This window comes from Hydrogenophaga sp. RAC07 (assembly GCF_001713375.1).
Classification (GTDB): domain Bacteria; phylum Pseudomonadota; class Gammaproteobacteria; order Burkholderiales; family Burkholderiaceae_C; genus Hydrogenophaga.
The window spans coordinates 2490622-2505646 of record NZ_CP016449.1; the positions used below are offsets into that span (position 1 = coordinate 2490622).

Sequence of the window (15025 nt, forward strand, 5' to 3'; positions counted from 1 at the left end):
GCGGCATCAGCGGTGGCCGCGACGGCCGTCGTCGTCCCAACCCCGTCCACCGCGGTGGCCGTGTTTGCGGTGACCGTGGCCATGGCGGCGGTCATCCCAGCGCGGGCCGTGGCCCCAGCCGGCGCGGTAGTAGGGGCGCGGTTGCACATAGACCGGCTGCGGGTAGACCACCACCGGGCGCGGCTGCACGATGATGGGGCGCTGGTAGACCGGGCGGCGCTCTTCGTAGATGGGGTAGCGCTCTTCGTACACGGGGTAGGCGTGCCCGTACACAGGCGGGTAGTTGGACACACCCACGGCCACACCGGGCGAGCCGATGCCGATGGACCAGGAAATGTTGTCACGCGCGTGCGCTTGCGTGGCGGCGGTGGACACGGCCCAGGCGCCGGCGGCCAGGGCGGCCAGCGTGAGGCCACGGGCCAGGGCCGAGGTGCGGGCCCAGTGGGCTTTGAGTGAGGCGGTTTTCATGTGGGGCTCCTGAGTTCGCGTGGGGCGGGTGCCAGGGTCTTGTTTTGGTTACCCTGTGCGTGCATTACACGGAAACGCCTGCTTCGGTGTACCGCATGCCCCGTCAAAGTCGTAGCCAGACGTAACCCCATGACCCACCTCACCCCCACCCCACCTCCCGCTGCCCAGGATGTGCTCGATTTCTGGTTCGGCGACGGCCTGCAGCGGGACTGGCCCTCGCAAGACCTCAACGCGCTGTGGTTTGGCGGCGGCCCCGCGCAGGACGAGGCCATCCGACAGCGTTTCGGCCCGCTGGTGGACGAAGCACTGAACGGTGGCCTCACCGACTGGGAAACCGAGCCCCGCTCGCGGCTGGCGCTCATCGTGCTGCTCGACCAGCTCTCGCGCAACGTGCACCGCGGCCAGCGCCGCGCGTTTGACGGCGACGCCCGGGCGCAGCGCCTGACCCGCCTTTCCATTGCCGAAGGCATGGACACCATGCTCACACCGGCCGGCCGCGTGTTCCTCTACATGCCGCTCATGCACGCCGAGAACCTGGCGCTGCAAGAGGAATGCGTGGCGCGTTTCCAGACGCTGGTGGACAGCAGCCCCGAGGCGCTGCGCGACAAGCTCAACAGCAACCTGCGCTTTGCCGTGGTGCACCGCGACATCGTGGCGCAATACGGGCGCTTTCCGTACCGCAACGCCGTGCTCGGGCGCGAGGGCACGCCCGAAGAAGATGCGTTTCTGAAAGACGGTCCACGCTTCGGTCAGTAGCCGGGCGGCCCTGCGCGGGTCGCCAGCGGTGAAGGATTCACACCACCGTCACACGGTCGTCACCGGGGTTTCATGGGGCTTGCCTACAACCTGTGGTTTCAACCCCAACCACAAGACCACCATGAGACTCCTGCCTCCGCAGCCGCGCGTCCGCCTGTTTGCAACCTCCCTCGTCATGACCGCCGCGCTCGCCGCCTGCGGTGGCGGCAGCGACTCGCCCACCCCCACCACCCCCGTGGTGGAAGCCACGCCTGCGGGCCTCACGCTGGAGAAGATTGGTGGTTTCAGCACCGGCCAGTACGAGGTGAGCGCGGCCGAAATCCCCGCGTTTGACGCCGCCAGCAAGCGCCTCTTTGTGGTGAATGCCCAGCTGGGTGCGGTGGACGTGCTCAACCTCGCCAACCCGGCCAACCCGGTGAAGATCGGCACGCTCGACGCCACCGCCGTGCTCGCAGGCGCCGAGATCAACAGCGTGGCCGTGTTCAACGGCACCGTGGCCGTGGCCATCCAGGCGCCCGTGAAAACCGACCCGGGCCGCATGGCGCTTTACCGCGCGTCAGACCTCAGCCTCATCAGCTCGGTGACCATCGGCGCGCAGCCCGACATGATCACCTTCACGCCCGACGGCACCAGCGTGCTGGTGGCCAACGAAGGCGAACCCAGCGACGACTACCAGACCGACCCCGAAGGCAGCATCAGCGTCATCGACGTGCGCAACCTCGCCACGCCCGTGGTGCGCACCGCCGGCTTCACCGCCTTCAACGGCCAGGCCGCAGCCCTGCGCACGGCCGGCGTGCGCATCTACGGCCCGGGCGCCAGCGTGGCGCAAGACCTGGAGCCCGAGTACATCGCCATTTCGGCCGACGGCAGCACCGCCTGGGTGACGCTGCAAGAGAACAACGCGCTGGCCAAGGTGAACATCGCCACGGCCACCGTGACCAACGTGCTGCCGCTGGGCTACAAGGACCATGGCGCAGTGGGCAATGAGCTGGACGTGGCCGACGACGAAAAGGTGATCAACATCCGCAACTGGGCTGGCGTGCGCGGCATGTACCTGCCCGACAGCATGGCGTCGTACGCTGTGGCTGGCCAGACCTACCTGGTGACCGCCAACGAAGGCGATGCGCGCGCCTGGGGCGAAACCAACGACCTGTACTGGGGTGACAAGGCCACTGCGACCCCGGGTGATGCCAGCAAGGGGTTTGTAGAAGAGTTCCGCGTGAAGCACTTGATCAACAAGAGCGGATGGTCGGGCCGCGAATACGACGACCTGCCGCCGCAACTCAAGGCACTGGCCGCCGGCGGCCTGCTCAACCCCGCCACCTTCGGCTACTGCGGCGCCATCAACGGCGACCCGCTCGGCTGCCGCGCCGACAACGCGCTGGGCCGTCTCAACATCAGCTGGGCCATGGGCTACCAAGTGGACAGCGTGACGGGCAACCCCATCATGTACACCGCTGCCGGGGTGCGAGACGATGTCAACGGCAACCGCCTCATGTACGACAACCTCTACAGCTACGGCGCACGCTCGTTCAGCATCTGGGACGCCAACGGCACCCTGGTGTGGGACTCCGGCGCGGAGATCGAAAAATTCCTCGCCAGCGCCGACTGCAAGCTCGGCTCCAACCGCAGCATTCCTTGCGCCACCTACTTCAATTCCGGCCACACCGACGGCAACGGGCTGGACAGCCGCAGCGACGCCAAGGGCCCCGAGCCCGAAGGCCTGGCACTGGGCAAGATCGGCAACAAGACCTTTGCCTTCATCGGGCTGGAGCGCATGGGCGGCGTGCTGGTGTACGACATCACCAACCCCGTGGCGCCGAAGCGTGTGGATTACCTGAACACCCGCGACGAGTGGGTGAGCAAGCCGGAAGACCTCGCCCTCGCCGGCAACCTGGCCACCGCAGGAGACCTGGGTCCTGAAGGCCTGGTGTTCATCCCCGCCGCGCAGTCACCCAACGGCAAACCGCTGCTGGTGGTGGGCAACGAAGTGAGCGGCACCACCGCGGTGCTGCAGTTGAACCTGACGTACTGATCGTCAGCCGGACGCCAGCGGCCTCAGCGCCGCTGGCAGCCAGCCGGCCAGACGCGCATGGATGGCGGCCTCGCGCCGCTGCCACCAGATGCCCAGCGCCACCACGCCCAGCCCCAGCAGCGTGAGCGCAAACGGGAACAGCAGGCTGTCTTCAAACACGCGGTGCGACAGGTAGCCCAGGTACACCGCCACGCCGATGGCACCGAGCACGGTGAACACGCGCCGGCCGATGGCCGCGCCCAGGAACACCAGGCCCACGTTGATCAGCGCGTAGAGGAACTTGTTGAGTTCCGAGTCGCTGTCTCGCAGGCTCAGCCCACACCAGAACATGATGGCGCCGAACAAGTAGAGCCAGAAGGCGAAGTCTTGCCGGTTCAGCGGGTGCGTGGCGGCTCGCACGCGCAGGTCGACCCACACGGCGATGGCGCAGGTGGCGAGACCAAACACCAGCGACACGTCGCGCGTGAATTCCCAGTCGAAGCCGTCTTTTTGCATGAGCATGTGCGCCACGTCCATGTTGAGGTACCAGAGCGTCACGGCCACCGGCATCACCATGAACGGCAAACGGAAGCGCCACAGCATGACCACCGCCGCCGCCAGCGTGGCCAGCTCCAGCGTGAGCCAGCGCCAGTCGATGAAGCGGTGGTAGTCCCGGTAGCTGTCGTTCGGGCCTTCGGGCCACAGGCCCAGACCACTCTGCAGCGCCCACACCGCCAGCGGCACCAGGCACACGGCCAGCGTGGCCAGCACACCGGCCGGTGTGCGCAGGCGCTGCACCATGAGGTTGCGCGCCACCAGCAGCGCACCCGCCATGTAGCCCATGGCCAAGGCAAACACACCCCAGGCGCCGAACAGTTCCCAGCCCAGCGTCATGAACAGCGTCATGGCGCCAATGGCCAGCATGCCGCCAAAGTAATAGAGCGTGTTGGTGAACGAGAAGGCCGGGCCCGCTGCCATGCGCGGCATGGGTGACATGGGCACGCCCGAGGGCACCGGCTGCGCGCCCGAGGGCGCCAGTTCGTCAGCGCTCACGCGCTGGTCGCTGCCCGGTGATGCCCACGAGGCCCACAAGGCGTGTGCCTCGCTCGGCACGATGGCGCCGCGCTCCACGGCCGCTTCAATGTCGGCCCAGCCCAGGCGCACGCGCACCGAGGGCAAAAACACGTCTTCGGCCTGCGTGATTTCCCACTGCGTGGGCTCTTCGTTGGGGATGGTTTCAGGGTGTTCGTTTTGCATCTTGTGTGTGCCCCGGGGGGTTTCCTCGACTCCGCAGCAACCATAACGGAAAGCCCCCGAATTGAAGCGGTGCGCCACGACCATTCAGCCCGCGCCACAGACCGCTGGCACCGAGGGGAAACGCACCGCGCCCCTAGAATGCCTTGATGAGCTCCAACACCCCCCCCAGCAAGCCATCCAGCACCACCGCAAACGCCCCCGCAGAGGGCGAACACAAGGTCAGCAACTTCCTGCGCCAGATCATCGAACACGACCTGGCCGCCGGCACCTACGCCCAGCGCCACTGGGCCGGCACCCCGGGCGACGCCGCGCACCACGCCGCCGGCCCGCTGGACCCCGCCAGGATCCGCACCCGCTTCCCGCCCGAGCCCAACGGCTATCTGCACGTGGGCCACGCCAAAAGCATCTGCCTCAACTTTGGCCTGGCGCGCGACTACGGCGGCGTGTGCCACATGCGCTTTGACGACACCAACCCCGAGAAGGAAGACACGGAGTACGTCAACAGCATCCTGGATGCGGTGAAGTGGCTGGGCTTCAACTGGGAAGCCAACGGCCAGAGCCACCTGTTTCAGGCCAGCGATTACTTTGGCTTCATGTACCGCGCGGCCGAGTACCTCATTGAAGCCGGCCACGCGTATGTGGACGAGCAAACCGCCGAACAGATGCGCGCCGCGCGCGGCGACTTTGGCAAGCCCGGCACCGACAGCCCGTTCAGAAGCCGCACGCCCGCCGAGAACCTGGCGCGCTTTCGCGAAATGCGCGACGGCCAGCACGAAGACGGCAGCATGGTGCTGCGCGCCAAGATCGACATGGCCTCGCCCAACATCAACCTGCGCGACCCCGCCATTTACCGCATTCGCCGCGCCACGCACCACAACACCGGCGACACCTGGTGCATCTACCCCATGTACACCTTTGCGCACCCCATTGAGGACGCACTGGAGCAGATCACACACAGCATCTGCACGCTGGAGTTTGAAGACCAGCGCCCGTTTTACGACTGGCTGATGGACCGCCTGTGCGAAGGCGGCCTGCTCGCGCACCCCGCGCCGCACCAGTACGAATTTGCCCGGCTCAACCTCACCTACGTGATCACCAGCAAACGCAAGCTCGCGCAGCTGGTGTACGACCACAAGGTCAGCGGCTGGGACGACCCGCGCATGCCAACCATCGTCGGCCTGCGCCGACGCGGCTACACGCCCGAGAGCATCCAGATGTTTGCCGAACGCATCGGCGTGACCAAGAGCGACAGCTGGATCGACTACAGCACGCTCGAAGGCTGCCTGCGCGAAGACCTGGAAAACAAGGCCCACCGCGGCATGGCCGTGCTCGACCCCGTCAAGCTGGTGCTCACCAACTGGGCCGAGGCCTTTGGGTCTGACGGCTACACGGAAGACTGCACCCAGCCCGCCCTGCCCCACAGCGCCATTGCAGAAGGCCAGACCCCGCCGCCCGAGCGCGTGTTCAAGATCGGCAAAGAGGTGTGGATCGAACGCGAAGACTTTGAAGAAGTGCCGCCCAAGGGCTACAAGCGCCTGTTTCCTGGGAACGTGGTGCGGCTGAAGGGCGGCTACGTGATCGAGTGCACCGGCTGCGAAAAAGACGCCAGCGGCACCGTGACCGCCGTGCACGCCAAGGTGATCCCCGGCACCAAGAGCGGCACCCCCGGCGCCGACAGCGTGAAAGCCAAAGCCGCCATCACCTGGGTGAGCGTGGCCGACGGCGTTCCCGCCGAAGTGCGCCTGTACGACCGCCTGTTCAGCGACCCCCAGCCCGACGCCGGCGGCAAAGACTTCATTGAAGCGCTGAACCCGAACAGCTTGAAGGTGGTGACGGCCTATGTGGAACCGTCATTGGCTGCGGCGAAACCGGATGAGAAATTCCAGTTTGAGCGGTTTGGGTACTTTGTAGCGGATCGAGTGGATCATGCGGCGGGGAAGCCGGTTTTTAATCGGGTTACGGGGTTGAAGGACAGCTGGGGGAAGTAAAGCCGTACTGCCTAGAACAGAATACAAAAATGCCGGCACTCCCTATGGAGGGCCGGCATTTTTTTTGACTGTAAATGCACTCAATGACACTCAGTGCGACAACGCAACACCGTCAAATGCAATTAAAAGTAACGATGGATCTCACGCGCAAGCGCCTCAAGTGACAACGGCATTTCTCCACCATTGCCCAATGAATCTGCAGCATATTTTGCAAATTGCCCCTTTCTTTCGGGGATCATTTTATACTCAATTAGCCTCCGGACTTGAACATCATCCACTAGTTCATCGATTACTTTTGATAAAGTTTTTTCTTTGGTTAATAGTGAAAAGTTCTTCTCGATCAGTTCTTGCCCCCGCTCCTCAAGCCAACCTTTAAGCTCTGCGTGCTCCCAAGCCTCTCGGCCGCAAACCTCCTCGATTCCGAAAGGAATTTTTATTCCAGATGTCTTTACCTTTCGCACTTCATCATTTCCGTTAGATCTTCCCACAACAAAGCACTTTACGCGCCCCTGCCTCCCAATAGCTTCACATCGCGTTTGAATATTTGATACACCTTCGACACCAGCATCATCATCATCCAATACTGCTGCAGTTTTCGCTTGCAAGTCTGTCATTGCCGCCCTAGCAACACAGCATCCAGCCACCCAGTTCGCACCTCCATTTAACCCTTCTTTGGCTACGATTTCAAACGTAGCAGGCAATCCAAGCGACTTGAGCGCCGCCTCAATTATCTTTTTATCGCTACTCCCTTCGACATAGAGGGCTGGTTTATCCCGTACCAGCACGCTTGCCTTTAAGTCCTTAATCGCTTGAATTAGCTCATTTCGCTCATTCACAGCTCGTGCAAGATACGGCTCGACAAATGGCATGAGACCAAGGTGCGTATCAATGTCCTCAGGAGAGACGCTTTCAACAAAGCTAGTTTTCCCAACATCGCGAACCGCGATTGAGATAGAGCCAAATGCTTTAGCCATCCCATAAAATGCGGGTGAATGGGTACTGACCAATATCTGGACTGAGGCCGTGTAATCCTTAAACTCCTCCGCAACCTCAATTTGCTTAGCCAATTCCAGATTGTTCTCAGGCTCTTCAAATCCCCATACCGTTTCAGATGGTGGCTTTCCTTTCGAAGAGTTAACCTTTCTTTGGTCAGCCAAAAATTTTAAGATAAGTGGAACGTGCCGTCCTTGAACACCATCTCCTCGATATTGCAACGCAGTTCTAGCATGGCTATCGGCGGCATCGAAATCCAGCACCTCAAATAATTCCCCCAAATCCCTTGGCAAAGAAAACTCCGTTTTCAATTTGAGTAACCGCTGAGATTCCGACTCAATTTTCTTAACTTCTTTTCTTAGATCAGAAAGAAAAGAACTGGATGCACCTGTTAACTTCGGAGCAACCGTCGCCGCCAAAGTTGTGTACAGTCGTCGCTTCAAAATATCAAAAAAATGCTTTCCACGAATCGCAGGAACATATTCAAATGCAATATGGCGCACCCAATACTCAACCCTTGACCCTTTCGAAAATTTTGTACCATCTTTCTTGTAGACCTGATCAAAGTGCGGAGCTAAAGAATCTGCGCGGAAGTTCTTTTTCCAAATTACTGGACCACTATCAGAATAGTTCTTCGGAGGCGAGAACTCTATCTCAATTTCTATTTGCTTCGCCTTCTTTCCGATGACTTTTGCCTGCTGGCTAAAATCATTGGCAAAACTTAGTTGATGCCCGAGATCCGTCTGCCCATTGAAGAACAAATTCAATGCTCTGAGCAGATTACTCTTCCCAGAGTCATTTAGACCAACAAGAGCAGTGTAATCATCCAGCAGTACCTCGACATCTGCCAAAGAACGAAAATTAACCACCTTCACGCGCGTGATGTACATATGAATTTCCCCGTTTCTATTTATTTCAATACTTCAGCCAGAGCTGTCTATAACTTTTCTCTTTTTCCACTAAATTTCCCGAAGTTCATTTGTCAATCAAATAACCAGAAGCCAAAAGCTTTGTCAGCAATCCGTGTTCCAAACACCCCATCCCCACCCAACCCGATATTCGGGGTCGATATTCGGGGTCAGATATTCGGGGTCAGATTCCAATTCCTCTGATATTCGGGGTCAGATATTCGGGGTCACAGATATTCGGGGTCAGATTCCAATCCCTCTCACCCACCGAACAGCCCCGTACACCACTGCTGCTCGCACGGAATCCCGTCGCCATCCCCGTCCATTTCCATGCCCGGGCAGTTCTTCAGAAACAGCTTGGCCTCGCTGCAAGACGTCATCTGCCCGCAGTGTTTGCGGCCGTCGCACTGAAACGCGGGTGCCTTGAACTCGGGCGCGCTCGTTGTCGCCGGGCTCATCACGCTTTGTGGTGCGGTTTGCGGCCTTTCCGCCCGCTCGGCGTACTGCGCGTAGCCGTACCAACCAAGCCCGGCGACCAGCAGCAACACCACGAAGCGTGCGCCGAACGAGCTTCCCTCGTTGCGATGGTGTTCACGGCGGTTCTGGTGTCTGGCTTGCTCACCGGCATGGCGTGACAGCAACGAGCCAGCGGCGCCCGGTCGGCGCACCCGCACAGCCCGTTTGCGACCTTCCTTGTCCTGCTCCATCTCAAACGTCAGCCGCTCGCCGATTGCGGGTGTTCGGCCATCGCGAGGGAAGGCGGACACGTGCACAAACAGTTCCTGGTCGCCATGCTCGGCCACCACAAAGCCAAAGCCTCGCTCGGCGTTCCACTTCTTGAGCGTGCCGTTGAATTGGGTTTCCATGTGGGGTGCTGATGGCAGCGTGAATCAATCTCAGGCGGCAAAGCGGTCTGCAAACCGTCCGCCGCCGCTCAAACCAATCACCAACCGGTGCGTGGCCCGCGTAGCGCCCACATAAAACAGCTTGGCTTCTTCGCGCTCGTCTTCGCCTTTCGCGGGCATGTTGCCCGCGCCCACCAGTGCCACCACCGGGAACTCCAGCCCTTTGCTGGCGTGCATGGTCAGCACCTTGATGGTGTCGGCGGCGGGGTCGAAGCTGCCCGCGCCTTTGCGCACCTGGTGCGGCAGGCCGCGCTGGCGCAGCACGCCGGCGCATTCGTCCATCTCGCTGTAGTGCCGGCAGATGATGGCCATGTCGCCCCAGGCGTGGCCTTCCTGGTGGGCGGCACCCAGCAGCTCGGCCACGCGCGTGGCTTCGGCCCGCAGGCTGGGCAGGCGGATGATCAGCGGCGCTTCGCCGTCGCGCCCGCAGCTCACGGGTTTGAGCATGGGGATGCCGTCTTCGTCCTTGTCTTCGGCGGTCAACAGATCGGCGGCCACGAGGCTGGCGGTTTGCAAAATCTGCCGCGTGTTGCGGTAGTTGATCTTGAGGATGGTGGTGCGCCCCTGCGCTTGAATGCCCACGCTCCTGAAGCTGAACTGCTTGCTGCGGCTGCGCTCGTAAATGCTCTGCGCGTCGTCGTACAGCACCAGCAGGCTGTTGGTGGCCGGGTCCACCATCTGCGTGATGAGCCTGAGCCACTCGGGCGCGAAGTCGTGGCCTTCGTCAATGAGCACGGCCTGGTATTGCCCGCTGGGAATCTGCTGGCGGTCCACGCCGTTGATGACGCGTTGCACCAGCTCAGCGGAATAGTCGGGGCGTCCGTTGGGTGGTAACGGCTGACCGTACGCTTTGAGCTGTTCTCGACACCACTTGTGGAAGTTGATCGCTTGCACGCGGTCGGCAATGCCTTTTGCAGCCATCACCCGCGCCAGTTGCAGCGAAAGGGGAATGTTGTAGCAAAGCATGAGGATGGGTTTGCTGGTGGCGGTGTGGGCCTTGGCCAGGTGCTCGGCGCGGTAGCCCAGCAGCATGGTCTTGCCCGAGCCGGCCACACCGTGAATCACGCGGTGCCCGTCGCCCAGGCTGCGGGCCAGCTGCTCCTGCTGAATGTCCATCACCCGCATCACACTGGGCATTTCGGCGGCCTCGTCGCTGTCGTCAAACAGGGCGCCTTGCACCTGCACGCGCACCTCGGGAAACATGATCCAGCGCACGCGGTCAAGCTGCGGCAACGACATGACGTTGCCGAACGCGTGCGGAAACATGTTCCACAGGCGTTGCTGAAACGCCTCCGGGTCGGTGGACTCGGTCATCTCGTCGGAGCAGATGACGTGGTGCGGCTCAATCGCTTCGCCCAGGCCAGCCGTCACGAACTGTTTGCGCGTGATGCGGGTGAACACCACGCCATGGCCCCACGGAAAAGCCAGCTTGCCCTGGTGGGCGCCGCTGGGCTGCACCAGCTGTTCGTCGCGCTCCAGCGCGTTCACGACTTGAATGGCGCAATGCCGCGCCTGTGCCAGCGGGTTGATGACCACCTTCACATGCCCGTCGGGAATGATTTCCCAGGCCTGGCGTGTGGCGCTCTTGATGGTCTCCAGCTTCCAGTCTTTGGTTTCCAGAATCAGCAGCCCGCGGCGCGGATGCAGGATCACAAAGTCGGGGTGCGATTGTTTGGGGCCAACGGGCACGTCGTACCAAAGCAGGTAGTCGTCCTCTAACTTTTGCTCCAGCCGCTCGGCGAGGCGTTTCTCGCCGTTGGTCATGCGTGAAAGACAAGCGCCCAGTGCAGGTATGAGTGTGGCCATCTAGTTGTAAGTAATTGCGTCCCTGTCCGCATGATGCACGCAATCGAATCGAACGCAACCAAAGTCCGCCAATGCGTGCAACCTAAACTACAGGCACGCCTGATCACCACCTCTCCCAAGACTTCGCCCCCATGCTCGCCAACCTCACCCCCTTCCTCCTCCACTGGGCCATCACCGCCCTCGCCCTGTGGGTCGCGAGCCATTTGTTCAAGGGCATCCGGTTCGGCAGCACCTCGGCGCTGGTGGTTTCGGCCCTGCTGCTGGGGCTGGCCAATGCGATCGTGAGGCCGCTGCTGGTGGTGCTCACGCTGCCCTTGACGCTGCTGAGCTTTGGCCTGTTCCTGCTGGTGATCAACGCGCTGATGCTGTTGCTGGTGGCCAGGCTGGTGGACGGCTTCAAGGTCGACGGGTTCTGGACCGCGTTTTGGGCCAGCCTGTTCATCTCGCTGCTCAGCCTGGTGCTCGGCGCTTTCGTGCTGGGCGGCTCGCCCGAGTTCACCATCGAGACCAGCCCGGCACCGGGGTCGGTGTGGTTGTGAGTCGGTACCGGTCCACGCAGACCTGAAGGCGAAAATTGTTTCTCATACTTGACAAAATGGTCGTTTTGATCAGAATGAGAAACAAATGCCGGCCCACGCACCGCTCCCTTCAGACCAAAGTACAGCCCAGCTGCAAGCCTTGGGCGAGCAGGTTCGTGCGCGCCGCAAAGCCTTGCGGGTGAGCAGCACCGCAGCGGCAGAGGCGGCGGGCATGTCGCGGGTGACGTTGCACCGCATCGAGAAGGGCGAGCCGTCGGTGACCGGCGGCGCCTGGGCCAACGCGATGGCGGCGCTGGGCATGACGCTGCTGGCCCGAAACACAGAGGACGCCCAAGCCACAGGAACGAGCCCGGCCGACCTCAACGAGTGGATACCGGTGCGTGTGCGCCTGGCGGACTACCCGCAGTTGAAAGCCTTGGCCTGGCAGGTGCACGGCACCGACACGCTCACGCCCATGGAGGCACTGGGCATCTACGAACGCAATGCGCGCCATCTGGACACCGCAGCCATGTCGGTCGCTGAGCAGGCGCTGTTGCAGGCGTTGCGAACGGGTCTGGGGGGTGGCGCGTCGGTGGGCATGTCTGATGTTTGAGCGGCCACACCACCAGCGCATCGCGCATGTGCTGGCCGCGCTGGACGGCGATGCGCTACGCCACCACGGTTGCCTGTTTGGCGGTTGCACCTGCATCGCCCTGCGCTATGGCGAGTACCGCGAATCGGTGGATATCGACTTTCTGGTGTCCGACGCTGCGGGCTACCGGGAACTGCGCCAGTTGCTCACCGGCCCGGCTGGGCTCAACGCCTTGGTGCGCCCAGGTGCCCAGCCGCTGACGATGCTGCGCGAAGTGCGCGCCGATCAGTACGGCTTGCGCACGACGGTGCAAATGGACGGCGAGGCCATCAAGTTCGAGATCGTTCGCGAGGCACGTATGGAGCTGGAAACGCCGGCCAACGACGATGTGGTGTGTGGTGTCCACACCCTCACGCCGCTGGACATGGCAGCGTCCAAACTGCTGGCCAATTCAGACCGCTGGGCAGACGACAGCGTGTTCAGCCGGGACGTGATCGACCTGGCCATGATGGGCCTGCCCTTGCCCCTGCAACGCCGGGCTCTTGCCAAGGCCGAAAAGGCCTATGGCCCAGCGGTGGCGCGGGACCTCACCAAGGCCATTGACCGCCTGCAAGAGCGCCAAGGCTGGCTGGAGCGATGCATGAAGGCCATGGCCATGACGCTGCCCAAGGCGGTGCTCTGGCAGAAGATTCGCTCGCTGCGCAAGCTGCTCAAACCGGTCTGAACCCGGCCCGCTGGCCTCTCAGATCAGGCGGCGTCGGCCTCGGGCAGTTTCGCAATCACCTTGATCTCGAATTCAAAGCCGTAGAGCCAGGTCACGCCCACGCCGGTGAGCGTGGGGTACGGCGCGTCGCCCCAGTGTCTGGTGAGCTCGGTCCAGATGGTTTCAAACCTGGGCTCGGGGTCGACGATGAACACGGTCACGTCGACCACGTCCTTGAACGTGCAGCCGGCGGCCGAGAGGATGGCGTTCAGGTTGTCGAACGCCAGCCGCACCTGGGCTTGCAGATCTGGCTCGGGTGAACCATCGGGGCGGCTGCCCACCTGGCCCGAGACGAACAGAAAACCGTTGGACCGGATCGCGGGCGAGTAGCGGTTTTTTTCATACAGCGCCTGGCGCCCGGCGGGAAAAACAACATCACGTGCAGACATGGAAAACCTCTTGAAAGTGGTGGGAATGGGTGGACTCTAGGCACCGGCGGCCCGGGGATAAACAGGCAAGTCGCACAATGACTGTTTGAGATTCCCAAACAATCAACCCGGCGCGAGGAGCCGCAATGGACCGTTTCGACGCACTGCAAGCCTTTGCCCGCGTGGCGGAGGCCGGCAGCTTCACCAAGGCGGCGCAGACGCTGCACATGAGCAAGACCACGGTGACGCAACTGGTGCAGCAGCTCGAAGCGCGGCTGCGCGTGAAGCTGCTGAACCGCACCACGCGGCAGGTGAAGATCACCGCCGACGGCGCCGCTTACTACGAGCGTGTGGTGCGCCTGCTGGCCGACATGGAAGACGCGGACACCAGCCTGTCCAGCGCCCTGGCGGCCCCCAAAGGCCGGCTGCGGGTGGACGTGCCCAGTCCGCTGGCCCGGCTGATCCTCATGCCGGCGCTTCCTGCGTTCCACGAGCGTTACCCGGAGATCCAGCTGCACATGGGCGTGAGCGACCGGGTGGTGGACCTGATCGGCGACAACGTGGACTGCGTGCTGCGCGGCGGTGAAGTGACCGACCCGTCGCTGGTGGTGCGCCATGTGGGCGATTTGCAGCTCGGCGTGTACGCCGCGCCCAGCTACCTGCAACGCGCGGGCACACCACAGCACCCGGGCGAACTCGATGACACGCACCACCGCACCGTGGGGTTCATGCGTTCACGCAGCGGCAAGGTGGCGCCCATCGTCATGCAGCGCGATGGCGAACAACTGGAAGTGCAAGGCCGCCACGTGGTGGCGGTGGACGACGGCAACGCCTACCTGGCCGCCGGCGTGGCGGGCCTGGGCGTGCTCTGGCTGCCGCAGTACATGGCGAACGAACATGCTGCGCGCGGCGAGCTGGTGCCGCTGTTCGACGGCTGGCAGTTCGACCCGATGCCGATGTACGTGGCCTTCCCTCCCAACCGGCATGTGAGTGCGAAACTGCGGGCCTTCATCGACTGGGTGGTGGAGCTGATGGCGGTGCATGCGCCGCTGGCTTCGCGGCCGGGGAAACCCAACTCTTGAACAGCACCATGGACGCCACCGAATCCGCCGCCCTGACCGCCCTGTTGCGCACGCAGCCCGTGGCCGCCCTGGCCACACTGCACAAGGGCGCACCGGCCGTGTCCATGGTGCCGTTCGCGCTGCTGCCTGATGGCTCGGGTTTCGTCATCCATGTGAGCCGGCTGGCCACCCACACGCAAGACATGATCCAGAACCCGGCCGTGGCGCTGCTGGTGATGGCGCCCGCGGCCGCTGCGGAATCACCGCTGGCCTTGCCCCGGGCCAGCGTGCAAGGCAAGGCGCACCCTTGCCCGCCCGAGTCGCCCGGGTACGGGCAGGCGCGCCAGGCCTACCTGGCCAAACTGCCCGACGCAGAACCGCTGTTTTCGTTCGGGGATTTTTCGCTCTTCGTCATCGAGCCGGAATCGCTGCGCTCCGTGGCGGGGTTTGGGCGGGCCGCGTCGCTGGTGGGTGAGCGCATGCGGGCGGTATTGAACCCGCACGATTGAGCCTGCCGCCCACGTTGGATACGTCGAACGTATGTCGAGCAACTTTACAGAGGTTGCAAGTTCAACAGGCAGAACGCTCAACATGTTGATGGATATCAACAACTTGTGTGAATGAATCT

The 15025-nt window shown here is 62.6% G+C and carries 14 protein-coding genes; 8 read left to right on the top strand and 6 right to left on the bottom strand.

Going from position 1 to position 15025, the window contains the following annotated elements:
* Positions 1–6 precede the first annotated feature (6 nt).
* Entirely contained in the window at positions 7–468 is a 462-nt protein-coding gene (locus tag BSY239_RS11560) for a hypothetical protein (RefSeq protein ID WP_083239931.1), read from the bottom strand.
* Positions 469–597: 129 nt separating this feature from the next.
* Here BSY239_RS11560 and BSY239_RS11565 point away from each other — a divergent pair, with 129 nt between their 5' ends.
* Complete coding sequence (locus tag BSY239_RS11565) at positions 598–1224, top strand: DUF924 family protein (protein WP_069046981.1); 627 nt, start codon at positions 598–600, stop codon at positions 1222–1224.
* 121 nt (positions 1225–1345) lie between these two features.
* Entirely contained in the window at positions 1346–3259 is a 1914-nt protein-coding gene (locus BSY239_RS11570; RefSeq protein WP_069046982.1) for a choice-of-anchor I family protein, read from the top strand.
* A gap of 3 nt (positions 3260–3262) precedes the next feature.
* Here the strand turns inward: BSY239_RS11570 and BSY239_RS11575 are convergent, their stop codons facing one another.
* Positions 3263–4495: a DUF2157 domain-containing protein gene (locus tag BSY239_RS11575; RefSeq protein ID WP_236944055.1), complete on the bottom strand. Its 1233-nt coding sequence runs from the start codon at positions 4493–4495 to the stop codon at positions 3263–3265.
* A gap of 146 nt (positions 4496–4641) precedes the next feature.
* Here BSY239_RS11575 and BSY239_RS11580 point away from each other — a divergent pair, with 146 nt between their 5' ends.
* Positions 4642–6483, top strand: coding sequence for a glutamine--tRNA ligase/YqeY domain fusion protein (locus BSY239_RS11580; protein ID WP_069046983.1), 1842 nt, complete (start codon positions 4642–4644; stop codon positions 6481–6483).
* A gap of 122 nt (positions 6484–6605) precedes the next feature.
* Here the strand turns inward: BSY239_RS11580 and BSY239_RS22075 are convergent, their stop codons facing one another.
* The 3 genes from BSY239_RS22075 to BSY239_RS11590 all read right to left on the bottom strand — a co-directional run bounded on the left by BSY239_RS22075 (position 6606) and on the right by BSY239_RS11590 (position 11095).
* On the bottom strand, positions 6606–8366 hold the full coding sequence (locus tag BSY239_RS22075; protein ID WP_083239932.1) for an ATP-dependent nuclease: 1761 nt from the start codon (positions 8364–8366) through the stop codon (positions 6606–6608).
* A gap of 278 nt (positions 8367–8644) precedes the next feature.
* The gene (locus tag BSY239_RS11585; RefSeq protein ID WP_069046984.1) at positions 8645–9250 is read right to left on the bottom strand and encodes a cold shock domain-containing protein; all 606 of its coding nucleotides are present in this window, start codon (positions 9248–9250) and stop codon (positions 8645–8647) included.
* Positions 9251–9280: 30 nt separating this feature from the next.
* A complete protein-coding gene (locus tag BSY239_RS11590) occupies positions 9281–11095 on the bottom strand; it encodes a DEAD/DEAH box helicase (protein WP_083239933.1) in 1815 nt (604 codons plus the stop codon).
* A gap of 131 nt (positions 11096–11226) precedes the next feature.
* On the opposite strand from BSY239_RS11590, the gene BSY239_RS11595 reads away from it, so the two are divergent.
* From BSY239_RS11595 to BSY239_RS11605, 3 genes are all read left to right on the top strand, one after another.
* Positions 11227–11634 carry a phage holin family protein gene (locus BSY239_RS11595; protein WP_069046986.1) on the top strand — a complete coding sequence of 136 codons (408 nt, stop codon included), beginning with the start codon at positions 11227–11229 and terminating at the stop codon, positions 11632–11634.
* An 85-nt stretch (positions 11635–11719) separates the two neighbouring features.
* On the top strand, positions 11720–12226 hold the full coding sequence (locus BSY239_RS11600; protein ID WP_069046987.1) for a helix-turn-helix domain-containing protein: 507 nt from the start codon (positions 11720–11722) through the stop codon (positions 12224–12226).
* The gene (locus BSY239_RS11605; RefSeq protein ID WP_069046988.1) at positions 12219–12929 is read left to right on the top strand and encodes a nucleotidyl transferase AbiEii/AbiGii toxin family protein; all 711 of its coding nucleotides are present in this window, start codon (positions 12219–12221) and stop codon (positions 12927–12929) included. The genes BSY239_RS11600 and BSY239_RS11605 overlap by 8 nt, the downstream gene beginning before the upstream one ends.
* A 23-nt stretch (positions 12930–12952) precedes the next feature.
* Here the strand turns inward: BSY239_RS11605 and BSY239_RS11610 are convergent, their stop codons facing one another.
* On the bottom strand, positions 12953–13357 hold the full coding sequence (locus tag BSY239_RS11610) for a RidA family protein (RefSeq protein ID WP_069046989.1): 405 nt from the start codon (positions 13355–13357) through the stop codon (positions 12953–12955).
* Between the two features lie 125 nt (positions 13358–13482).
* Between BSY239_RS11610 and BSY239_RS11615 the strand changes: the two genes are divergently transcribed.
* Together BSY239_RS11615 and BSY239_RS11620 are read left to right on the top strand one after the other, a co-directional pair.
* Positions 13483–14418 (top strand): LysR family transcriptional regulator, encoded by a 936-nt coding sequence (locus BSY239_RS11615; protein ID WP_069046990.1) that lies wholly within the window; start codon positions 13483–13485, stop codon positions 14416–14418.
* 8 nt (positions 14419–14426) lie between these two features.
* Entirely contained in the window at positions 14427–14906 is a 480-nt protein-coding gene (locus BSY239_RS11620) for a HugZ family pyridoxamine 5'-phosphate oxidase (protein ID WP_069046991.1), read from the top strand.
* Positions 14907–15025 lie beyond the last annotated feature (119 nt).